The sequence below is a fragment of the Lentibacillus sp. CBA3610 genome, assembly GCF_013373365.1.
Lineage (GTDB): Bacteria > Bacillota > Bacilli > Bacillales > Amphibacillaceae > Lentibacillus.
Genome location: NZ_CP035925.1, coordinates 1 through 22,868 on the forward strand (window position 1 = coordinate 1; position 22,868 = coordinate 22,868).

Here is a 22,868-nt window from a genome sequence, read left to right on the forward strand (position 1 = left end):
TGGAGTGTAACATATATGAGAAAAGTCTTGCAGTCGGTGTGTATAAATAAATCCTAGCCGTTATATTTTTTGGGTGTTAGGCCCGCCTTGGCACGCTATATAATATCTCAGGGGAAGAATAGCAGTGGAGTAAGAATGATTCTCACGATTTCTAACACCAATTTCAATAATATGGGGTTGGTCAAAATCAGCATTCCAGGAGCAGGTGACTCGTTGTTAGGATACGAGGTTTCTGGAACACACTTATTGCCGATCTTATTATTTTGAAGGTGATGAGGAAAATGAAGATGCCCTAACTGGTTTATGAGGTGGAAGTGGCCCGTAAAATTGCAGAACGTTTAAATCTCGATATAACATTTGAAATTATCGGCTTCGATAGTGTATTAGCCGCCGTTGAAAGCGGACGAATTGATATGGCAGGTATGGGTATTACGGACAAACGGGAAGAGAAATTCAATTTCAGCAGTCCATTTAAACACTCATATTCGACAATGGTTGTCAGGGAGGATGACCACTCAGGTGTTGAGAAATTGGAGGATTTGGAGGGAAAAGATGCCGGTGGTGCTGCTTCCACTGTCTACAGTGAAATCGCGCGCAAATTCGGAGCAGAAGTCGTTACATATGGGAATGCCCCAAATGAGGCTTATCTTCGCGATGTAAATAATGGCAGGACTGATGTTGTGATAAATGACTACTATCTATCAAAATTCGGTGTTGCTGCGTTTCCGGAGTTTGATATCACCCTTCATCCGGAATTGAAGTTTCACCCGACACGAAAAGGAATGATTATGGCGGAGGGCGCCGACAAATTGCAGACTGAAGTTAATCAGGCTTTGGAAGATATGCGGGAAGATGGTACATAACCCATGACCACTCAGGTGTTGAGAAATTGGAGGATTTGGAGGGAAAAGATGCCGGTGGTGCTGCTTCCACTGTCTACAGTGAAATCGCGCGCAAATTCGGAGCAGAAGTCGTTACATATGGGAATGCCCAAATGAGGCTTATCTTCGCGATGTAAATAATGGCAGGACTGATGTTGTATAAATGACTACTATCTATCAAAATTCGGTGTTGCTGCGTTTCCGGAGTTTGATATCACCCTTCATCCGGAATTGAAGTTTCACCCGACACGAAAAGGAATGATTATGGCGGAGGGCGCCGACAAATTGCAGACTGAAGTTAATCAGGCTTTGGAAGATATGCGGGAAGATGGTACACTAACGGCACTCGCTGAGGAATTCTATGAAGAAGATGCCTCCCGGAACCGGAAGAAGATATTCGTGAAATTGAAGGATTGGATTTTTAAAAGATGAACGGATTTGATTTTGGCGGTATTTTTGATGTGAAGCTGGCACTGGAAAGTCTGCCGTTTGTGCTTGGCGGACTTCCTGCCACGATTGGCGTCGCATTAGCTGGTATGGCAATCGGGATGATACTGGGTCTGTTTCTCGCATTGGCACGCTCCTCAGACAGGATCATATTGAGGTGGCCTTCAAGGGTTTATATTTCCTTTATGCGCGGGACGCCCATTCTCGTCTTTCTATTTATTTTATATTTTGGCCTGCCGTATATTGGATTGGAACTGACTGCATTTGTCGCTGCATCTGTTGGGTTTGGATTGAACAGTGCTGCTTATATAGCGGAAATAAATCGCTCTTCACTGAACAGCGTTGATATTGGACAATGGGAAACAGCCAAGTCACTAAATATAGGGTACTGGAAAACGTTGCAAATCATTATTTTACCGCAAGCGACCAGGATTGCAATACCACCGCTCACGAACGTATTTATGGATATTGTGAAAGCAACATCTTTGGCAGCTGTTATTACGGTCCCGGAATTGTTTCAGCGAACACAAATCGTCGTTGGCAGGGAATTTGATGCGATGACATTGTATATATTGGTTGCCTTGATCTATTGGCCTGTTTGTGTGCTTATTTCGTTCATGCAGGACCGGCTGGAAGCAAGGTTCAGCAGGTTTTTATAAAAGAGAAATCCGAACTAAACCGAAGTCTATCCGAAGAATTTCGGCTCATTGTTCGGATTTTTCTTTTGATTTATACCTTATCCCACCCGTGTTTGTAAATTATTTGAAAAAAACCGCTGTAAACTGAGCCGGAACCGCTGTAGATTACAGCGGTGCGCCATAGATCATGCCCTAATCGCTGTAGTTTAATTGATAATTGCTATAGCTTCGGGTGAAGTCGCTGAAGATTGAGCGGAAATCGCTGTAAATCATTATACAGAGTTTTTACGAATTAGAGCGACTTCCCTGTATCTTTTTTGAAAAAGATGGTTGCCAGCATAAGTATCAGCACAGCAATAATCATATAGAAAAAAGAGACCCCGGGAAAGTATTCGATAAATAGTCCTCCTAAATAAGGTCCCATCAGGCTTCCCAGACTGAATGAAATGCCTGTCATCAGATTTCCCGCCGGTAAGAGTGAGGTTGGCACCAGGTCGGTCATATAGGCAATACTTAATGAATATAACGAACCGACGAGCATACCTGAGGCGGCAAACGAAATAAACAGTGCCGCGGTGGATGTCTCAAATGACGCTGCAAACAGAAAACAAATAATTCCGCCCGCTATGACCGTCATTAAAATTCTTCGTCTTCCCACCCGGTCACTTAACATGCCTAAAGGAATTTGTGTAATAATGCTTGCACCTGCAAAAAATGGGATGATTAACGACAGGATGTTCACATCATGCCCGATCCGCAACCCATATATCGGGAATATACCGTGCAAGGTTGCTTCTAAAAAACCATAGCCGAATGCCGGTAGCATTGCAACCCAGGCAATTTTGCCGGTTTGGATAAACCGCTGTATTGAACTGGAACTGCTGGTGGTATGGATGTCCCCATTATCAGGCATTCTGTTTCGGACAAAAAACATTGATGACCAGACAATCATGCTAAGCAATGCAGAAATGAGAAACGGCAAAGCCTCGTTTATTTCCAGGAGCCGGGTCATCAGCGGTCCCACTGCAAACCCTAACCCAAATGATAAGCCGTAAAATGAAATGTTTTTCCCGCGTATTTCTTTGGGGCTGGTTGTTGTGATCCACGTTTGGGTACCGAAATGGAGCATATTATCACCAATCCCGATCATGACACGCAGGATAAACCAAAACCATAAAGCCTTCCAAAAAGGGAATAACGCTAATGAAATGAATACAAGCATACCGCCTATCATAATAACCGGTTTGAAACCAAATCGGCGCATTGGTTTTTCCATAAAAGGCGATGCGATCAGGATACCAATATACAATCCCGTCGCGTGGAGTCCGTTGACAGAAGAGGGGACACCATTTTGCTCAAGAATAATGGATAATAATGGGAGGATCATTCCTTGTGAGAATCCTGATATGAATACGAGCGCAATTAATATCCAAAATCTTGTTTGTGCTGATACCATTGTTTGTCCCCTCCCCCGTTCATGTTGCTGCATTTAATGTAATTCTTTTCAGAACCAAGGTCAATTCAAAACATTTCATTCAAAAGGGCGTTATGATATAAGATTAAGGGTAAATAATAATAAAGGATTATGATGAGGGAGTGACAATTATAATGGAATTTCATTTAAAAGAAGAAGGTATACGTATTGATTTAGATTATGGTCAGCTGGATATATCGGGGAACGAGGAATTTGGTTTCCGTCCGTTTCAATTAATGGTTGCCTCTATTGCAGGCTGCAGCGCGTCAGTCTTTCGCAAAATTTTAAAGAAACAGCGGACAGATGTATCGGATATGACCATAACAACAAACGTCGAGCGCAACCCTGACGATGCAAATCGGATTGAACGGATTGATTTGCATTATATCATCAAAGGTTATCGTTTAGATGATGAGAAATTGTATAAAAATCTTGCAGTGGCCAGAAAAAATTGTTCCATGGTCCGTTCGGTTGAAGACAGTATTACGATTGAGGAGACACTGGAAACAGTGGAACTGAGCCGTTAAAAAGAGGGTATAATATTCATGTGTCCGAAAAAACTACACTTAAACGGTGAAAAGCAATTGGTTTAAGCAGAATGAAAGGAATGGGACACATGAATAAACGAATTTACATCAGCGTATTAATGGTATTTGTTTTACTGATTCCCGTTAGCGGCCTGGCTGAGGAAAATGAAGACACGGAATCAGAGGAAAAGGATGAATATGAGGTACCGAGTCATGTCTTGAACATATCAAAAGAAAACACTTACCCTAACTCGACGGAGGATCAGGAAGTTGTTGAGCCGAGTGAATTGACTGAGGAATTGATTAACGATGTCGAAATTACAATCGAGAATCCCGACCTGATTAAAATGCTCAACGAAACATCCATTAACCCCTCACCGATTTCGTTTGGCTACCGTGGCATGGTGTTCTTAGGCAGATGGCCGCTGAACTACAAATCAGATGAAACAAATATCAATTGGGAGTATCAGAACATTAATACAAATGAGCTGAATAATATCGGCGGCGACTCAGAGAAGAAAATGCAATATAATCAGCAGGAGCAGAAGGAGATTAAAGGCGCATTAACGAACAAAATCACAAACCCCGATGATGTTAAAAAAATGATGCTGCTGCAGGCAAAGGATAAACTTGAATTGCCATTGGCCTATACGAGTGTGATCGGTCAAAACACAGAAAAAGACAACACGTATAGTGTACCGGCGAAAAAATACGGGGAGCTCGAAGCATATGCACCGGCAGTAAATGAGCGTGGACAAGTGACTTTTGGCGAAGTGTATGTTCAACTGAAAGGCAACAGTAAATCGATTGTGGTCAAGAATGTTACCAAACAAGGAATAGGTGCCTGGATACCAGTACAGGACCACGTATCATTTTCCTTCCAATTGAAATAGGAATAACTGGTGATACCCCCTCCGGAAATCTTTCCGGAGGGGGTATTAATCAGATCACGAAAAGGTGCCCTCGTTCGGCCAAACATGGGCTCGAGAATCAAAACATGTTCCCGAGCGGCACAAACATGGGCTCAAAATCGTAAACATGGGCTCGAGAGCGCAAACATGGGCTCAAAATCGTAAACATGGGCTCGAAATCACAAATATGGGCACGAGAGCGCAAACATGGGCGCAAAAACGGAAATATGGGCTCGGAATCACAAATATGGGCTCGAGATCGCAAACATGGGCTCAAAATCGGAAACATGGGCTCGAAATCACAAATATGGGCTCGAGGGCACAAACATGGGCTCGAAATCACAAACATGGGCCCGAGCGGCACAAACATGGGCGCAAAATCGTAAACATGGCTCGAGAGCGCAAACATGGGCGCGAAAATCCAAACATGCTCCCGAACAGCCCCCAAGCAGCAAACCATGACGAACCTTCAACTGTATTACCCAAGGACATCCCCTTATTTATCAGCCCGATTGACATTAGAATAATTTCCCAGATCAAAAATAGGGTTGATTTTTCAGCTTTAATGCTTTATCATAATAAAGTGTTAAAGCTGAACGAAAGAGATAGAAATGGAGAGGGGAAACGAAAATGGAATGGGTTGTGATCGTATCTGTATTAGTATTGACCATTCTTAGTTTGTTAAAGGTCAATGTCATTATTGCCATCATTGCAGCAGCTCTTACAGCAGGACTGATGTCCGGACTGTCTGTTATTGAATCAATTGAATTGATGGTCAGCGGGATGGGTGGTCAGGCAAACACGGCATTAAGTTATATTTTGCTTGGTGCTTTTGCTGTTGCCATTAGTTATACCGGAATTACGTCCATTCTCGTAAACTTTTTAATCAAAGTACTAACCGGCAGAAAAACGATGATGGTGCTGGCAATTGCCGGTGTGGCATCTCTATCACAAAATGCGGTGCCGGTTCATATAGCATTTGTACCAATCTTGATTCCACCATTACTCAAATTGTTTGATGAAATGAAGGTGGACCGCCGTGGTGTGGCAGCTGCATTGACATTTGGGTTAAAAGCGCCATATGTCATGATTCCAGCCGGATTTGGTCTGCTTTTTCACAACACGATTGTGGATGGGATGGCCGAAAGTGGCATTGATGTCACGACCGGGCAGACGGCAATGGCGATGTTGATACCAGGTGCAGGGATGGTTATTGGTTTGTTAATTGCTGTCTTATTCACTTACCGTAAAGATCGTGAATCCATTCCAGGGGCAGGCGGCAGCGAGGCCAATTTTACAGCGCCGCCATCGGAAAACGTCAGATTTAATCAGAAACACGCCCTGACATTAGTTGCGATTGCAGGCGCATTAATTGTTCAGATCATCACCCAAAACCTGATTGCCGGGGCGTTAACAGGCCTGGTTCTAATGTTTGCACTTGTCGTTGTTCCATTTAAAAAAGGTGATCAAATAATGGCAAACGGTATTGCGATGATGGGACAAATTGCGTTTGTTATGCTGGTTGCCTCCGGGTTCGGCAGGGTTTTGGAAGATACTGGAGCCGTGAATGCTCTCGTGGAAATGTCATCCGGATTTCTTGACGATAACCAGGCATTAATTGCTCTCATATTGTTGCTTGTCGGGCTGATTGTCACAATGGGCATTGGCTCCTCGTTTGGAACCATTCCGATACTGGCAGCGCTGTTTGTTCCAATTTGTCTGTCAGCAGGCTTTTCAACGCTGGCAACCGCTTCACTGATCGGGACTGCGGGTGCATTGGGTGATGCAGGGTCACCGGCATCAGACAGTACACTCGGTACCACTTCCGGATTGAACGCTGACGGCAAACACCATCATATTTGGGATACTTGTGTTCCGACATTCATTCACTTTAATATCCCACTGATTGTGTTTGGATGGATTGCCGCGATGGTACTTTAGGTGTTATGAATAAATGAATAGGATTATGGAAAAAGTAAGGAAAAAAATAGGTGGGGTATGCTATGCGAAAATACATTGCTGCAGCCTTGGCGGTTATCCTGTTTTTCCTTACTTATATGCCTTATCAGGATATCGCCCATGCTGCCAGTGGCTATGGATGGGGATTCAAAAAAAATGATGAACATGAAATTCCGGATGTCGGTAAGTATAAGCAAATTCTCGAGGAACATGGCGCCTACTACGCAGATCATTCCGGAGAAAAAGTAGTATACCTGACGTTTGACAACGGGTATGAGGGTGGCTATACCGATGATGTTCTCGATGTTTTAAAGAAGCATGATGTTCCGGCTGCTTTTTTCCTGACGGGCCATTATGTGAGAAGTGAGCCTGACCTTGTCAACCGGATGGCTGATGAAGGGCATATTATCGGCAATCACTCCTACCATCACCCCGATTTCACCATTGTCACGAAAGATACGATGCAGGAAGAATTGGAGACATTGGAGGAAGCCGTTGCAGAAGTATCCGACCAGGAGGATATCAAGTATGTGCGTCCGCCAAAGGGTATGTTCAGCGAAAAAACATTGGATTGGGCGAATGAACTGGGTTATATCCATATATTCTGGTCTTCGGCGTTCGTTGATTGGGAAACACAGCAAGGCTGGGAGCACGCGTATGAAAATATTATGGACAATATCCATCCGGGAGCGATTATCCTGCTTCACACTGTTTCGTCCGATAATGCCAAAGCACTGGATAAAATGATAGAGGAAATGAAAAATCAAGGTTACCAATTCAGAAGCCTGGACCATCTTGTCATGAAAAACAAATTGCCGGAGCCGATTTATGGCTATTGATAATTACACTGGTTATGATGCATACGAAAGCTGTCTTTCAATATGAAAGGCAGCTTTTTAAATGGAAATGGACAAGAAACCAATAACTTATACAAATTTTATATAAATTCTGATATAATGAACGAACATCCTAGTATTGGAGTTGATTTAATGAACAAAGAAGATTTAATTGCTCCGAAAGACTATAATATTGTAATGGAGATGGAGCACTTTGCATCAAAAAACCCGACGAGGAATGCGATTGTCTGGAAAGATGACAATGGACAGGCAAAAGAAATCACCTATGATCAATTGCTTAACAATGTAAATAGAATTGGTAACGCTTTCAAAGGGACTGGCCTGGAAAAGGGCGATAAAATTCTCGTTATGATTCCGCGATTAATCGAAGCGTATGAAACATATCTGGCGGCGTTGAAGACCGGAATTATTGTTATACCGGGATCGGAAATGCTGAAGACAAAGGATCTGCAGTATCGGATCAGCCACGGTGAAGTCAGCGCGGTCGTCAGCTATTACCCGTTCGTTGATCAATTTGAAGGCATCAAGGAATTTGATCAGCTGACCTTATTTTCAGTAGGCGATTCCGTCGATGGCTGGCACAACCTGGATGAGTTGAAGGAACAAGCATCAGGTGATTTGGGTATGGCTGCCACCACAAAAGACGATATTGCCTTTTTATCGTATACATCGGGCACAACCGGTAATCCCAAAGCGGTCGTACATACACATGGCTGGGGGTATGCCCACCTGAAGACAGCGCCTGAAAATTGGCTTAGTATAAATGAAGGTGATAAGGTTTGGGCAACAGCGGGTCCGGGCTGGCAAAAATGGATCTGGAGTCCTTTCTTATCGGTGCTTGGTTCAGGCGCCACCGGGTTTGTCTATCAAGGCAAATTTGATCCGAATACCTATCTCGGACTGCTGCAGGATGAAGATATTAATGTGTTATGCTGCACACCAACCGAGTATCGTTTGATGGCTAAAGTCGACAATCTCGAGGACTATCAATTACCTGCGCTCCATAGTGCTGTCTCGGCGGGTGAGCCGCTTAATCGGGAAGTCATTGATACATTCCGGGAATATTTTGATTTGACAGTTCGTGATGGCTATGGACAAACAGAAAATACATTATTGCTCGGGTTTATGAAAAACACAAAAGTGAAGCCCGGGTCGATGGGAAAACCAACGCCGGGTAACGATGTGGAAATAATTGATGAAGACGGGCAGCCGCTTCCTGCGAATGAGATTGGTGATATTGCGGTCAAGCTGGACAGTCCGGCATTATTCCGTGAATATTATAAGGATCCGGAGCGCACGAAAATGTCCCACCGCGGTGATTATTATGTAACAGGTGATCAGGCATCAAAGGATGAGGAAGGCTATTTCTGGTTTGAAGGGCGCAGTGATGATATTATTATCAGTTCCGGCTATACGATCGGACCATTCGAAGTAGAGGATGCATTGGTCAAACATCCATTTGTCAAGGAATGTGCTGTCGTGGCAAGCCCTGATGAAGTGCGTGGTAATATTGTCAAAGCTTTTATCGTTCTTCAGGATGTAGCAGATCCCGATGATCCTGATTTAATCAGACATTTGCAGGATCATGTTAAAGAACTAACGGCTCCGTATAAATATCCGAGGAAAATTGAATTTATTGATGAACTGCCAAAGACAACCTCAGGAAAGATCAGAAGAATTGAATTGAGGGAAAAGGAAAAGGTCAAAAATTAAAAACGTATATTTTCGAAAGGGCTGCTCTATGTTTAGGGTAGCCCTTTTGACGTGAAAATGAATAAGTGGAAGGTTTTATTAAAATGATGAAGTACAGCAACGGCCGCATGCGATGGTCTTTCAGGAAAAATAATTTTTCCATAAAAATTGAGCAAAACCACTTGAAAGTCAAAGAAGGTCAGAGTATAATAAGAATCAGAAAGGTCAAAGATAGTCAAAGTCAAACCTTTTAAAAATACATTTGTTATTAAACAAGGAGGATTCACATTATGCAATGTCAAAATTGTGGTATTCGTCCAGCAGCAATAAACGTCTCAATGCAAATCAACAATGAACGTATGAATATGCACCTATGTAATCAATGCTTCCGGGAAGTTCAGGGAAGTATGATGAATGGCGACTTTAATCAAGGTCAGCAAGGCGATTTTGCCAATAAATTTTTCCAGGGTAATAGTCAGCAAGGTCAAGGATTCACCGGAACCAAAACACAGCAAGGATCCGGTAACAATGGCTTGCTTGATCAACTTGGCAAAAACGTAACAAATGCAGCACGTGCCGGACTGGTAGATCCGATTATCGGACGTGATAACGAAGTGAAGCGCACCATTGAAACGCTGAACCGCCGGAACAAAAACAACCCGGTGCTGATAGGTGAAGCCGGTGTCGGTAAAACGGCCATTGCAGAAGGTCTTGCACTGAAAATTACGGAAGGCAAAGTACCGGCAAAACTGATGGATAAAGAAATTTATCTGTTGGATGTCGCATCCCTCGTTGCCAACACCAGCATGCGCGGTCAGTTTGAAGAACGCATGAAACAACTCGTACAGGAATTGCAGGAACGTCAAAATGTCATCCTGTTCGTTGACGAAATACATCTTTTAGTTGGCGCAGGTACTGCAGAAAGCTCACAAATGGATGCGGGCAATATTTTGAAACCTGCACTGGCTCGTGGTGAACTGCAATTGATCGGTGCCACAACACTGAAAGAATATCGTCAAATCGAGAAGGATGCCGCATTGGAGCGTCGTTTCCAGCCAATCATGGTTCAGGAGCCGTCACTGGAAGATGCTGTAAAGATTCTTGACGGTATTAAAGACCGTTATGAAAAATTCCATGAAGTCCGTTATTCCGATGAAGCTATCCGAGCGTTCGTCACATTGTCACAACGCTACATTCAGGACCGCTTTCTGCCGGACAAAGCGATTGACCTGATGGACGAGGTTGGTTCACGCTTGAATCTCGACAATGCGGAAAAAGACTCGGATTCAATTCAAAACCGTCTGGATGAAATTGTCCGTGAAAAAGAAGCAGCCGCTGAAAAAGAAGATTATGAACAAGCGGCACACTTGCGTTATCAGGAAATCCAGCTGCAAAAACAACTGGAAAAAGCCAAAGACGAAGAACAAATTGTCGATGTGGCTATTTCCGATATTCAATTGATTGTTGAAGAAAAAACCGGTATTCCGGTTACCAAACTGCAGGCTGATGAGCAAAAACAAATGCGTGACCTGGGTGAGAATCTTGAGAAGAAAGTCATCGGTCAGGACGAAGCAGTGCAAAAAGTTGCCAAAGCCGTCCGCCGCAGCCGTGCAGGACTGAAATCCAAATATCGTCCAATCGGATCATTCCTGTTTGTCGGGCCGACCGGTGTCGGTAAAACAGAACTGACAAAAGCACTTGCTGAAGAATTGTTCGGTTCACGTGACAGCTTAATCCGACTTGACATGAGTGAATATATGGAAAAACATTCGACTTCCAAAATTATTGGTTCACCACCGGGATATGTCGGCCACGAAGAAGCAGGCCAGCTAACGGAAAAAGTCCGCCGCAATCCTTATTCCATCCTATTGCTGGATGAAATCGAAAAAGCACACCCTGATGTGCAGAACATGTTCCTGCAAATCATGGAAGACGGACAACTGACCGATTCGCACGGCCGTACCGTAAGCTTTAAAGAAACGGTTATCATCATGACAAGTAACGCCGGAACCGGTGAAAAGCAAATTAATGTCGGTTTCAACCGGGATGAACATGAATCGGTGCAAAATCTTGAAAACCTGAGCGCCTATTTCAAACCTGAGTTTCTGAACCGTTTTGACAGCATTATCACATTCAATGAGCTGACTGAAGATAGTCTTCTGCAAATTGTTGATCTGATGCTGACAGAACTGGAAGAAACGATTGAAGAAAATGACATCGCCATCTCTGTTACCGACGAAGCGAAACATGAGCTTGTCCAGCTTGGATACGACCGCCGCTTTGGCGCACGACCATTACGCCGCGTTATCCAGGACAAAATAGAAGATCAACTGACCGATCTGATTCTTGAAGAAGAAACAATTGGTGCTGTTCAAGTAGCCGTTCAAGATGGCGAAATTGTTGTTGGAAAAAGTGAATAAACATTGTGCTGGTAAAACGGAAAGCCGCTGACTTTGTTCAGCGGCTTTTTGTTTGCTTGAAATTTTAGTGTGGAATTTTAGCAAACAAACATGAGCGAGAGGGGAAATATTTGCACGAAACCGAAACATGGGCCGGAGAATCGAAACATGGGCCAGAAAACCGAAACATGTGCCGGAGAACCGAAACATGGGCCAGAAAACCGAAACATGGCCGGAGAACCGAAACATGTGCCGGAGAACCGAAACATGTGCCGGAGAACCGAAACATGTGCCGGAGAACCGAAACATGGGCCGGAGAACCGAAACATGGGCCAGAAAACCGAAACATGTGCCGGAGAACCGAAACATGGGCCAGAAAACCGAAACATGGGCCAGAAAACCGAAACATGGGCCGGAGAACCGAAACATGGGCCAGAAAACCGAAACATGTGCCGGAGAACCGAAACATGTGCCGGAGAATCGAAACATGTGCCGGAGAACCGAAACATGGGCCAGAGAACCGAGAACATGGCCGGAGAACCCGAAAATATGAGCGTGAGACTCCCAAAACAAATCAATTCCCGACATGCACTACCGCGTTATTTCCACCAATCATGTCGCATAATAGTGCCCTCAATTTGAACAAACTATAAGCACTCACAGCTAAGAGGATGTTTATTATGCAACGGCAAAGAAGTATTTGGTTTATATCTGTCATCATATCCGTTTTTATAATCGCACCAGGTGTTTATAATGCTGAACAGCAGCCTGACATGGATGTTCATTTTATCGACGTAGGTCAGGGGGATAGTATTCTGGTTCAAACGCCTTCCGGTAAAAACATTCTTATCGATGGCGGGCCCCCCAGCGCAGGCAAGAAAGTTGTTTCCTTTCTTAAAGAGCAGGATGTAAAGAAACTCGATTTAGTGATTGCGACACACCCGGACATTGACCATATAGGCGGGCTGACAGAGGTTATGAAATCGTTTGAAGTGGATAGAATTATGGATACAGGTAAAATTCATTCAACGAGAACGTATGCACATTATATCAGCCAGGTTTTAAGGCGGAATATACCGATTGAAATTGCTGGCCGGAATGAACTGATTAACATTGATCCATTATTAAACGTACGGATTTTAAACACACATAACGGATCCAAAACGAATAATCAATCATCCATTGTTCTGAAAATCAGTTTTAAAGACATGGATTTTTTACTAATGAGTGATGTTGAAAAAGAACAGGAGAAAAAATTGGCCGAAAAGTATGATCTGGATTCGGAAATAGTGAAAGTTGCCCATCACGGGTCACATACAAGTACATCACTGGAATTTTTGGAAGAGGTCAGTCCGAATGCCGCAATTCTGACATATGGACAGGAAAATGAATACGGCCATCCGGTTGACCGGGTCATGGAAAATTTGCACAAAGTTGATACAGCCATTTATCCGACAGCAACGTTTGGTGATATAACGGTTCGCACAAATGGAAAAGGATTTGTCCTTTTCCATGAGAAAAGACCTGAAAGTCGGTTAAAAGCAGGATAATGTTTTACAAAAATATACAATGATGATATCATAATAATATAAAATTGAAATCGGGGAAGGTGTGTCAATGTGATTCGTGAAAAAGATGCATGGATGATGAATGGGTATGTCGGGATTCTTGCTATTGCTGTGTTGGTGGCCGTTACTGTTATGAGCTTCATGGAAAGTCATTTTATTATCGGTGGCATTGCATTGGTGATTGCTATTGTACTGGGAAGCGGTATTACGATTGTCCAGCCGAATCAGGCAGCGGTTGTGATTTTTCTGGGAAAATATATGGGCAGCATCCGCAAAGAAGGGGTCGTCATAACCATTCCATTTTCAAGCAGAAGGATGGTCTCATTACGCGTCCGGAATTTTAACAGCAGCCAGCTGAAGGTGAACGATGTCAACGGAAATCCGATTGAAATTGCGGCTGTTATTGTATTTAGAGTGGTCGATGCCGCTAAAGCGGTATTTGAAGTGGATCGTTATGAAAAATATGTGGAGATCCAGAGTGAAACGGCTATCCGCGCTGTCGCCACTCAGTATCCGTATGATACATTTACAGCCGATGAAATGACGCTGCGCGGGAATGCAGAAGAAGTATCGGCACAATTGGCGAAGGATCTTCAGGAACGGCTGACAGTTGCGGGTGTAGAGGTTCTGGAAACACGCTTGACACATCTTGCCTATTCGACTGAAGTTGCCCAAGCAATGTTGCAGCGTCAGCAGGCAAGTGCCATCATTGCTGCACGTAAACAAATTGTCGAAGGAGCTGTCGGAATGGTCGAGGATGCCATCGCCCAGCTGGAAAAAGACGGCATCGTTGAATTGGATGAAGAGCGGCGTGCCACCATGGTCAATAATCTGATGGTGTCAATTGTGTCTGAAAATGGTTCACAGCCGGTCGTCAATACCGGATCACTTTATCAGTAAAAAGAGGGTTTCGATGGCTAAAAAAAAGAATTTCCCATTGAGGATAGACCCGAAACTATATGAGATTTTACAAGTCTGGGCCAAGGATGAATTCCGAAGCGTCAATAGTCATGTGGAATTTTTGCTCAGGGAATCAGCCAAGAAAGCAGGTCGATTACCGAAATCACAGGATAAAAAAATAGGGGAAGATTGATATAGGCTCCGCACTTTAGTTAAGGTGCGGAGCTTTTTTGCTTTTACATAAAAATCAGGTCGCGCCACATGTATTTAGAACCGGTGGAAATGTGACAATTTAAGCGGAAAAATCGTGAACTTGGGCCGAAATTGTGACAACTTGAGCCGATTCTATGTGAACTTGGGCCAACTCTGTGACATCTTGGGCCAATTTACAAATTACAGTTTCATTTGACCATGCACAAATTAATTTTTCAAAAAATGATTGACAATCAGCACTTTTAGTTATATGGTTAGTTACATAAGTAATTAACCAATTAGCTAAGGAGCCTCATTATGAAAATGCAATTGGATGAAAATAAGCCCATCTTTATGCAAATTAAAGAACAGCTGGAAGATTCAATTATTAATGGAACGGTTAAACCGGGTGAACGTGTCCCGTCTACAAATGAGTTTGCCAAGCACTTTCAAATCAACCCGGCAACGGCAGCGAAAGGGACCAATGAGCTGGTGGATGAAGGTATTTTAGTCAAGCGGAGGGGTGTCGGCATGTTTGTGACCGAAGAAGCCGAATCAATTTTAATAGAGAAGCGGAAGCAGACGTTTTATGAACATTACGTATTGCCATTAAAAGATGAGGCGGCTAAATTAAAAATTAATAAAGATGAACTGATGGAAATGGTGAACAGGGAGGAGAAAAGCGATGAAAATTGAAGTCAAAAATGTTTCGAAAAACTACAAGGAAACAAAAGCGCTGGATGATGTATCGTTTACGTTATCAGAACCGAAAATCTATGGGCTTCTCGGACGTAATGGGGCAGGGAAAACGACCTTTATGGAAATTCTATCGGGCCACATTTTAGCCTCTGAAGGCGAAATTCTGATCGACGGTGAAAATCCGTTTGACAATCAGCGCCTGACTGAATCGATTTGTCTGATTAAAGAAGGAGATAATTTCAAAAAGGATTTGAAAGTAAAAAATGTGCTGCGCATTTATGCTTATTTTTACCCGACTTGGGATCAGAAACTGGCTGATGAGCTAATACGCGAGTATAATCTGAATCTCAATGCGAAAGTCAAAACATTATCAAAAGGGATGGCATCAGCACTCGGTATTATCGTCGGGCTGGCAAGCAAGGCACCCATCACGATTTTTGATGAACCGTATATCGGACTTGATGCAGCCGCACGCAAGAAGTTTTACGATATTTTACTGGAGGAATATGAAGCTGAAAAACGGACGATTATTTTTTCCACACACCTGATTGATGAAGTGAGCCTGATGTTTGAGGAAGTTCTCATTTTACAGGACGGGAAGCTTGTATTAAAAGAGGAAGCGGAAGTTCTGCGCGATAATGCTTATGGGGTTTCCGGACCTGTTCAGGATGTTGAGGGGTTTATCAAAGACAAGGAAGTCATCCAGAGCAAACAGTTTGCCGGCATGATGACAGCATACGTCTATGGCAATATAGACCAGGCCAAATCAGCTGGTCTGTCTGCTGAAGGCATACCGATTCAGGAACTGATGATTTATTTGACGGAAAAGAAGGGGGCGTAGCGGATGGGCAGACAAATGAAAGGCCTGCTTTATTTTTACGGATCGGATCTGCGTTACTCACTCATGATTTTTTGGACGATTTTACTGGCAATCTTAGCCGTTTCGCTGGCTTTTGCGTACTTCCTGGAAGGATTGAATGACGGCGACACATTTTTCACTTTCAGCCTGACAGGACCCATGTATGTCTTTTGCGCCATCGTAGGATTTTTGTCAGTGAAGGATTCTGTGCCGTTTGCCATTAAAATGGGAGCAACACGCAAAAATTTATTTATCAGTCTGGGAATATTTTTTCTCATTCTGTCAATGGCACTGGCACTGGCCGCGACGATGCTGCAGGAGCTAGTGCTGGCATTGTTGAATGCAACAGGGATCGATCTGTTCTACTTTCTCCATCCGGCATATTTTGTGGATGATACCTGGTACACACGCATTCTCATTGATACGTCGGTTATGTTCTTCTTTTTTGCGGTTATGTTTATTATCGGCTTGATGTTTTATAAATATGGTCTGGCAGGCGGAGGCAGTTTCCTTGGTGCCCTGGTGGTTGTTGGTTTGTTAGGAATCGCACAGGGCTGGATCATTGATTTCGTTACAGACTTAGTGGCGGGAATTGATCTTGAATTCTTTTATCAGCTGTTGGGAATCGGCTTGGTGATTTATGCTTTATCTTATCTGTTTTTGCGAAGAATTACGACGGTCAAAGTTAGATAACAAAAGGACTGGGGCTCCCAGTCCTTTTCTACTCCGCCATATCTTTTGTTTTAAATATAAAGACTGAACCTCCAACCAGCAGCACAATCATGATAAGTGTAACGAGGCTTGCCCCAATTAAATCAGATGGCACACTTCCGGTTACGAGCATTTGCTGAATATAGTTTGATATATTGTTCGGGCTCCATTCGAGTACATGGGCAAAAATAGACGTGATGACACCCATCAGGATGACGGTTGCAAACGTTAAAAACGCTACAAGACCGGGTATCTTAAATAGCGTATTATAAAAAATCGAGATGGATACGACCAGTAGTATCCACAATCCATAAAAGAATACGACCTGCAGCAGTGCTCCAAATGATAAGTCACCGAATAATAAATTGATATAGTACCAGCTGGCAATCATGCCGAGTGTAATGGAAGTTAAAGTCAGCAACGATAATGATGCCCATTTGGCTGTTATGTAGTTTGTATAGGAGACGGGTTTAACCAGAATTAATTCGGCGACACCGCTTTTGCGTTCACCGGCAATCGTGCCCATCGACATGAGTGCAATGACTAATACACCGAGGCTATTAAATTGACCAAGACTCATCATGACGACATCACTCGGCTGATATTCCGGCAGCTGGATTTCAGTCCCGTCAGGCATTCCGCCGGCAGCGTCAATGATTTGCGGCAAAAAATAATTGGTGAGTGGATCCACGATGGCAAGCAGTATCATGACCAAAGGCACCCATATCCATTTAATGTTCCGGACATTTTCAATCAGTTCTTTTTGAAAAAGCGTCCACCATTGCATCAGCTATTCACCGCCTTCATGAACATGTCTTCCAATGATGCGCGATTAATGGAAAAAGATGTAAGTGGCCATTCTTCAGCTGAAGCAGCAGCTAAAATATGACGCCGCGCTTCAGCCATATCTTCTACCGTCACATGCAGGCGACTCTGGTCAGTATAACATGCTGTGACAGCTGACAAGGCTTCCACTTTCTTTTGGTAATCACGTAAATTCCCGTCAAAACTGAGCTCAATTTTGGCGATTTGGTATTTTTCACGAAGCGCTTCCATCGAGCCCGACTCAATAATCCTGCCTTCATGCAAAAGAAGCAGTTCATCACTGACTTCATCGGCATCACCTAAAATATGGGTGGAAAATAATAGCGTTATATCTTCTTTCAGCTCTTCCATTAATGTCAGCACTTCACGACGGCCAATTGGATCCAATGATGATACCGGTTCATCAAGGATCAGCAATTTTGGCTGGTGAATCATGGCCTGGGCTATCCCGAGCCGCTGTTTCATCCCACCGGAGTACTTACCGATTCGCTGATTTGCAGCATCGGTAAGTCCAATGCGTTCCAACAGTTTTTTGGCACGTTTTGTTGCTTCTGATTTTGAGAGATGCGCCAGCCGCCCGACATGAACAAGAAACTCCTGTCCGGTCATCCATTTATAGAAGACAGGGTGCTGCGGCAGATAGCCAATTGACTTGCGTATATCACGATTTTCTTTCATATCGGTAAATGAAATGGTCCCGCTTGTCGGTTTTAACAGTCCGGAAAGCATACGTAATGTTGTCGTTTTGCCGGCACCGTTTGGACCAATCAGGGCAATACATTTTCCGGATTCAAATTGGAAACTGACGTGATCGACGGCAGGGTTGCCACCGTATTTTTTACTTTAATTGTCTGCGCTAAGCAATGCCATTTAGTCGTTTCTCCTTCCGAAAATGAAATATATAATAGGGCCAATAATATTAATGAAAACAATAACAAGTGCCCACGCCCATTTTGGTCCGTTCGTTCGCTCAATTCGGATCAGGTCAATAATGGCTGCGATCAGCAAAATAGCTTGGATGACAAGCATTGGCACAATCACAGTCAACATATCAGTCCAGTCGATTTCATTGATTGAGTTGATTTCCTCCATTATGATTCCTCCATCGTAATGTATAGTCATTATACGGAATCAGTTATAAGAAGGTTTCATTAACAACAAAACACTGGCACTTGTCATATAGTTCAATAATCAAGTGCCAGTGTTTTAGCTATCCATGATTTTATTAAGGTCAGTACAATAAACAATTCCGCTTATAGTTGATCGTCAATGATATCAATAAAGTGTTCCAGCATATCATGTACGGCCTGCTGCTTCCGGACGGGGATATTTCGCAGGCGGAAAATCTGCTTTTTGAGAGAGGGGTTTTCCATCAGATATTGAACAAGCTCTACAGCTTCCTCGTCAAATGACGTCGTGTTGGAACTGTAAATCCGTTTGAAATCTTTCAGCAAGTCTTCCCGGAAAGTATGATTACCAACAATATGATCAATGGTCACGTCGAAAAGTTCGCTTAATTTGATCAATGATTCCAAATCCGGGGTCACTCTATTTGTTTCCCAGCGGATGACCACATAGCGGGAGATGTTTAATTGATATGCCAGCTTTTCTTGTGTCCAGTTATGCTGCTCACGCAAAAATTTAATATTGTAAGCAATCTTTTCCAAATTCATGATTATCACACTCTGTCTTGTAATGGACAAATTATCCGGATTTTTGATCGATATTTAAATCCTACCATGATTCAGAGTGTGAAAAGGGTTTATTGTTGTGCTCTATATGCACATATTGTATGATGTTTTAAAATAGAACATGTAGGGAGATGGTCCCATGATGGGATGCTTGGTTTTGTATCATAGAACTATCACAAGTTTGACAAAAATTATGATACTGAGGGCAATGTTTCATGAAGAGGATTTTGAAATACATGTTGTTGAAGCGGCTACAGTGATTATGTACTTGTGGAATGTGGATAAAGAAAGTATTTTGCAGGCAGCACTCATTTTTGAAACGGAAAACATCAATACAGGTTTTGGGTTTGGCGATTGTAAAATGGATGCACTGGACGAAGCACGCATGATACTATCTCAATCAACAAAATTATCAACAACCTCATGGGCCGCCGCAAAGTAATCAACAAGATTATCCCCATTATCCACAGCCGATCAGGAGATTATCCACTGATCAGCTGTGAATAAAAGGGCCTTTAGTGGCAGGGGTTCACAGACTTATCAACACCGTAAATGATTTTTGTGGATAAGTGAAGAGGAAATCGCCATATTAACTGCGATTTCCTCTTTGGGTTAACCGGTTGTACTCCCGATCAGCTTTTCTGAATTCTTTTTGATAAAGGACTTCCTGTGTTTTGGACAAAAATTTTTCCTGCTCAATGGGTTTTTTCGGCATAGATAATCCCTCACTTTAGAAAGGTCGTTCAAAAGTCAGGTACATGACACATCCTTTTGAACGATTTTTTAATAGGATTAACCTAATCTGAGAAAATATACAAAGGCTGTTTTCTAAAAGATGTGTTTTGGATTAGATTTAAGGATATATTACCTTACTAGCAACCCGAATACACGTAGACTCCTGGGGGAGCAGAGGCATCGGTGAGACCCCGGAGCGACGAAGCGAAACTTCCACCGATCAGCTGCGAGTTGCGAGAACGTAGGCTTCGCCGAAATGACTTGCAACGTGACGAGCACGTGTATTCGGGTTGCGGGGTCCATAGCAACAATAATGTGAAGACAGCCTATACAAAATCGCCCTAACCTCTGTTTCCTGCAATGCCTCCTGCAGATACGGGTAGACAAAGGAAAAATCATTCTCTTTGGCCTTTTGCGGAAACGCGTATTGTCCCTCCAGGATTAACAGGCTCATTTGGCCGAGAACTGTACGAATCGGCAAGGAAGGCGCAGGAATCCAGTCGGGGCGGCGCAAGACTTTTGCCAGTACGTGGGTAAAATCCTTGTTCCGCTTCGGATGTGGTGCGGTTACATTCACAGGTCCATTGATATGCTGATTAAACAGACAAAACTGAATTAGTCCGACGACATCTTCTACATGGATCCAGGAAATCCATTGTTCACCATTACCGATTCTTCCGCCTGCGAACATTTTAACCGGCAGCTTCATCAGAGGCAGCGCGCCTTCTTTTCCCAGTATGATTCCAAACCGCATGAAAACGGTCCGGATGCCAAGCTCCTCCGCCTGTTTTGCCGTTTGCTCCCATTCCATGACAATTTCCGCCAGAAAGTCGTCACCAGACTGTGTCGTGTTTTCGGTGAATATAAGATCTTCGGACGTTCCATAAAATCCTACCGCCGAGCCGCTTATGAAGACGTCGGGCTTCGTCTCCATTTGGTCCATCATCTGGACAACCTGCCGGGTGGTGTTAATCCGGCTTGTGCGGATGGATTCTTTTTTCTTTTCAGTCCAGTAACCGAATAATGATTCCCCGGCCAAATTAATGACCGCTTGTATGGCCGGCATGCCTTCAACGGAATGGTTATAGCTGATGAAAGTTTTTTTCTCGGTGTTCGTATGCTTTTCCGGGGAGCGTGTCAGTATGTAAACATGATGGTCTTCTTCGGTCAGCGCTTTGGTCAGATGCCTGCCGACAAATCCGGTCCCGCCGGTTATCATAATATTCATGCCAATCACTCCAATCATTAACTCTCAACTATCAGCAGTGCTGTCTTTGAGTTTATTCTACTATTTTTCACTAAGTATTTCATTCTTCGGTCCGCTATCATGTTATAATCGTCTAAAAAGGGGGAAGTCATGTTGTCGAAAATTTCCCGGATTACAACACAAAAGAAACATAAAGACCGTTACAATATCTTTCTGGATGACGGGCAAGGAGAGAAGTATGGTTTCAGTGTTGATGAAGCCGTATTAGTCGAGTACCGTTTGCGTAAAAATATGGAACTCGATGACGCAACCATTACGGCACTCATCCAAAAAGATACGTTACATAAATCATATACACTCGCGATCAATTTTCTAAGCTACCGAATGCGCACAAAAAAAGAAATCCATGGTTATTTGCTCAAAAAAGAAGTAGATGAGGAGCATATCGCTAAAATAATGGACAAATTATCGGAGGAAGGGCTGGTTAACGACAACGAATTTGCACAAGCGTTTGTCAGAACACGTATTCAAACGGCAGAGAAAGGGCCAATGCTTGTTAAACAAGAGCTGATGCAAAAAGGCGTTGATAACGCGATTGCCAGTGAAGCGGTGGATATGTACACATTTGATGTTCAATTTGACAAAGCCATGAAGCTGGCGGCGAAAAAACTGAGAACTGACAATAATAAATCCTTCCAGAAGCAAATCCAGCAACTGCAGGGCACATTGATGCAAAAAGGGTTCTCCGGCGAAGTTGTCCAAGCTGTCACCGCAGAGTTCCGGAATGAAAAAGATGATGATGCTGAATGGGCAGCACTCGTAAAACAGGGTGAAAAATTGCTGCGGAAACATCAGCCGAAATACAGCGGTTTTGAGCTTGAGCAAAAAATAAAAGAAGCCTTATATCGCAAAGGCTTCACAATTGAATTAATCACAATCTTTTTGGATGAGAAACGTGAAGAGTAGAAGTTGACTTTGAAATGCAATCAGTTACCGATCGATAACAATTTCATTTCGCCCATCATCTTCATTAAAAATCTGTTCAGCCACAACTTCCGGTCCCTTTAAAACCGATGGGTCATCCACATGTGTCGAATGATCCCAGAAAGGCGTGTTCATGCCACCCATGTAGACAGCTGTTATCGCAATCGGCTCATTTTCCCATTCCTTTTGTAAACTTTCCGTAAAACCTTTAATGGCAAACTTGCTGGCACTATAGATGGATTCATGCACTTTTCCGCGCAGGCCGGCAGTGGAAATGATGGTTAAAATACGCCCATTGCTTTCGCGGATCAGTGGGAGTGCTGACTGAACGCTTAATATAGTCCCTTTGACATTAGTATGGAGTGTTTGATCGATATCACTGCTGGTATAATCCTCCAGCGGCCCAAAGATCCCTATTCCGGCGTTATTGATGAAAACATCCAGCTCGCCAATTTGCTGAAAGGCGATACTGACCGAAGCCGGCTCCTGGACATCACAAAGGATGACTTCGGCTTGTCCATTATTTTTCTGAATTTTCTTTTGGACGAGGTGAAGTTTCGTATCGTCACGCCCCAATAAAAATACTTTATAGCCATTGTCGGCATATCCCAGTGCCAGTGCACGTCCCAGACCACTTCCTGCACCTGTGATTGCAACCGTAGACATTCTGTATCCCTCCAAAAATAGGTTATGGTTATTTCTATTTTGCTAA

The 22,868-nt window shown here is 43.3% G+C and carries 27 protein-coding genes and 1 pseudogene; 19 read left to right on the forward strand and 9 right to left on the reverse strand.

From position 1 onward, the window contains the following. Positions 1-314: 314 nt before the first annotated feature. From Len3610_RS00005 to Len3610_RS00015, 4 genes are all read left to right on the forward strand, one after another. Positions 315-863, forward strand: a complete 549-nt coding sequence (locus Len3610_RS00005) for a transporter substrate-binding domain-containing protein (protein WP_369693617.1) — start codon at positions 315-317, stop codon at positions 861-863. Positions 864-889: 26 nt separating this feature from the next. Beyond that, the gene (locus Len3610_RS21500; RefSeq protein WP_369693618.1) at positions 890-1,018 is read left to right on the forward strand and encodes a hypothetical protein; all 129 of its coding nucleotides are present in this window, start codon (positions 890-892) and stop codon (positions 1,016-1,018) included. A gap of 76 nt (positions 1,019-1,094) precedes the next feature. Beyond that, positions 1,095-1,313 (forward strand): type 2 periplasmic-binding domain-containing protein, encoded by a 219-nt coding sequence (locus Len3610_RS21505; RefSeq protein ID WP_369693702.1) that lies wholly within the window; start codon positions 1,095-1,097, stop codon positions 1,311-1,313. Further along, positions 1,310-1,987 carry an amino acid ABC transporter permease gene (locus tag Len3610_RS00015; RefSeq protein ID WP_176446158.1) on the forward strand — a complete coding sequence of 226 codons (678 nt, stop codon included), beginning with the start codon at positions 1,310-1,312 and terminating at the stop codon, positions 1,985-1,987. Before Len3610_RS21505 ends, Len3610_RS00015 begins: the two co-directional genes overlap by 4 nt. A 271-nt stretch (positions 1,988-2,258) precedes the next feature. Here Len3610_RS00015 and Len3610_RS00020 read toward each other — a convergent pair whose 3' ends face one another. Further along, a complete protein-coding gene (locus Len3610_RS00020) occupies positions 2,259-3,422 on the reverse strand; it encodes an MFS transporter (protein WP_176446159.1) in 1,164 nt (387 codons plus the stop codon). Positions 3,423-3,574: 152 nt separating this feature from the next. On the opposite strand from Len3610_RS00020, the gene Len3610_RS00025 reads away from it, so the two are divergent. From Len3610_RS00025 to Len3610_RS00085, 13 genes are all read left to right on the forward strand, one after another. Further along, entirely contained in the window at positions 3,575-3,967 is a 393-nt protein-coding gene (locus Len3610_RS00025; RefSeq protein WP_176446160.1) for an OsmC family protein, read from the forward strand. A gap of 89 nt (positions 3,968-4,056) precedes the next feature. After that, entirely contained in the window at positions 4,057-4,860 is an 804-nt protein-coding gene (locus tag Len3610_RS00030) for a YfkD famly protein (RefSeq protein ID WP_176446161.1), read from the forward strand. A 648-nt stretch (positions 4,861-5,508) separates the two neighbouring features. Then, the gene (locus tag Len3610_RS00035; protein ID WP_176446162.1) at positions 5,509-6,819 is read left to right on the forward strand and encodes a Na+/H+ antiporter family protein; all 1,311 of its coding nucleotides are present in this window, start codon (positions 5,509-5,511) and stop codon (positions 6,817-6,819) included. Positions 6,820-6,881: 62 nt separating this feature from the next. Further along, positions 6,882-7,676, forward strand: coding sequence for a delta-lactam-biosynthetic de-N-acetylase (gene pdaA / locus Len3610_RS00040; protein WP_176446163.1), 795 nt, complete (start codon positions 6,882-6,884; stop codon positions 7,674-7,676). Between the two features lie 150 nt (positions 7,677-7,826). Further along, positions 7,827-9,407, forward strand: coding sequence for an acyl-CoA synthetase MbcS (locus Len3610_RS00045; protein ID WP_176446164.1), 1,581 nt, complete (start codon positions 7,827-7,829; stop codon positions 9,405-9,407). Between the two features lie 269 nt (positions 9,408-9,676). Continuing rightward, positions 9,677-11,806: an ATP-dependent Clp protease ATP-binding subunit gene (locus tag Len3610_RS00050; RefSeq protein WP_176446165.1), complete on the forward strand. Its 2,130-nt coding sequence runs from the start codon at positions 9,677-9,679 to the stop codon at positions 11,804-11,806. A 127-nt stretch (positions 11,807-11,933) separates the two neighbouring features. Beyond that, positions 11,934-12,338 (forward strand): hypothetical protein, encoded by a 405-nt coding sequence (locus Len3610_RS00055; RefSeq protein ID WP_176446166.1) that lies wholly within the window; start codon positions 11,934-11,936, stop codon positions 12,336-12,338. 127 nt (positions 12,339-12,465) lie between these two features. Then, a complete protein-coding gene (locus tag Len3610_RS00060; protein WP_176446167.1) occupies positions 12,466-13,335 on the forward strand; it encodes a ComEC/Rec2 family competence protein in 870 nt (289 codons plus the stop codon). A gap of 72 nt (positions 13,336-13,407) precedes the next feature. Beyond that, positions 13,408-14,253, forward strand: a complete 846-nt coding sequence (locus Len3610_RS00065) for an SPFH domain-containing protein (protein ID WP_176449501.1) — start codon at positions 13,408-13,410, stop codon at positions 14,251-14,253. A gap of 13 nt (positions 14,254-14,266) precedes the next feature. After that, positions 14,267-14,446, forward strand: a complete 180-nt coding sequence (locus Len3610_RS00070) for a type II toxin-antitoxin system antitoxin (protein WP_176446168.1) — start codon at positions 14,267-14,269, stop codon at positions 14,444-14,446. Between the two features lie 317 nt (positions 14,447-14,763). Continuing rightward, a complete protein-coding gene (locus tag Len3610_RS00075; RefSeq protein ID WP_176446169.1) occupies positions 14,764-15,141 on the forward strand; it encodes a GntR family transcriptional regulator in 378 nt (125 codons plus the stop codon). Continuing rightward, positions 15,131-15,985 carry an ABC transporter ATP-binding protein gene (locus tag Len3610_RS00080; protein WP_176446170.1) on the forward strand — a complete coding sequence of 285 codons (855 nt, stop codon included), beginning with the start codon at positions 15,131-15,133 and terminating at the stop codon, positions 15,983-15,985. The genes Len3610_RS00075 and Len3610_RS00080 overlap by 11 nt, the downstream gene beginning before the upstream one ends. A 3-nt stretch (positions 15,986-15,988) precedes the next feature. Next, positions 15,989-16,696 carry a hypothetical protein gene (locus Len3610_RS00085; RefSeq protein ID WP_176446171.1) on the forward strand — a complete coding sequence of 236 codons (708 nt, stop codon included), beginning with the start codon at positions 15,989-15,991 and terminating at the stop codon, positions 16,694-16,696. A gap of 28 nt (positions 16,697-16,724) precedes the next feature. Here Len3610_RS00085 and Len3610_RS00090 read toward each other — a convergent pair whose 3' ends face one another. From Len3610_RS00090 to Len3610_RS00105, 5 genes and pseudogenes are all read right to left on the reverse strand, one after another. Next, entirely contained in the window at positions 16,725-17,501 is a 777-nt protein-coding gene (locus Len3610_RS00090; RefSeq protein WP_176446172.1) for an ABC transporter permease, read from the reverse strand. Beyond that, positions 17,501-17,770 (reverse strand): ATP-binding protein DrrA1-3 family domain-containing protein, encoded by a 270-nt coding sequence (locus tag Len3610_RS21510; protein WP_369693703.1) that lies wholly within the window; start codon positions 17,768-17,770, stop codon positions 17,501-17,503. Before Len3610_RS21510 ends, Len3610_RS00090 begins: the two co-directional genes overlap by 1 nt. An 84-nt stretch (positions 17,771-17,854) precedes the next feature. After that, a pseudogene (locus tag Len3610_RS21515) lies at positions 17,855-18,340 on the reverse strand (ABC transporter ATP-binding protein); the annotation flags it as partial. Between the two features lie 69 nt (positions 18,341-18,409). Further along, a complete protein-coding gene (locus Len3610_RS00100; RefSeq protein WP_176446173.1) occupies positions 18,410-18,631 on the reverse strand; it encodes a PLD nuclease N-terminal domain-containing protein in 222 nt (73 codons plus the stop codon). A 161-nt stretch (positions 18,632-18,792) separates the two neighbouring features. Then, on the reverse strand, positions 18,793-19,212 hold the full coding sequence (locus tag Len3610_RS00105) for a helix-turn-helix transcriptional regulator (protein ID WP_176446174.1): 420 nt from the start codon (positions 19,210-19,212) through the stop codon (positions 18,793-18,795). Between the two features lie 175 nt (positions 19,213-19,387). Between Len3610_RS00105 and Len3610_RS00110 the strand changes: the two genes are divergently transcribed. Beyond that, a complete protein-coding gene (locus Len3610_RS00110; protein WP_176446175.1) occupies positions 19,388-19,672 on the forward strand; it encodes a hypothetical protein in 285 nt (94 codons plus the stop codon). 147 nt (positions 19,673-19,819) lie between these two features. On the opposite strand, the gene Len3610_RS00115 is transcribed toward Len3610_RS00110, so the two are convergent. Together Len3610_RS00115 and Len3610_RS00120 are read right to left on the reverse strand one after the other, a co-directional pair. Continuing rightward, entirely contained in the window at positions 19,820-19,945 is a 126-nt protein-coding gene (locus Len3610_RS00115; RefSeq protein WP_176446176.1) for a YfhE family protein, read from the reverse strand. A gap of 240 nt (positions 19,946-20,185) precedes the next feature. Continuing rightward, positions 20,186-21,193, reverse strand: coding sequence for a TIGR01777 family oxidoreductase (locus Len3610_RS00120; RefSeq protein ID WP_176446177.1), 1,008 nt, complete (start codon positions 21,191-21,193; stop codon positions 20,186-20,188). A 129-nt stretch (positions 21,194-21,322) separates the two neighbouring features. Between Len3610_RS00120 and recX the strand changes: the two genes are divergently transcribed. Beyond that, entirely contained in the window at positions 21,323-22,138 is an 816-nt protein-coding gene (recX, locus tag Len3610_RS00125; protein WP_369693619.1) for a recombination regulator RecX, read from the forward strand. Positions 22,139-22,162: 24 nt separating this feature from the next. On the opposite strand, the gene Len3610_RS00130 is transcribed toward recX, so the two are convergent. Then, a complete protein-coding gene (locus Len3610_RS00130) occupies positions 22,163-22,822 on the reverse strand; it encodes an SDR family NAD(P)-dependent oxidoreductase (protein ID WP_176446178.1) in 660 nt (219 codons plus the stop codon). Positions 22,823-22,868 lie beyond the last annotated feature (46 nt).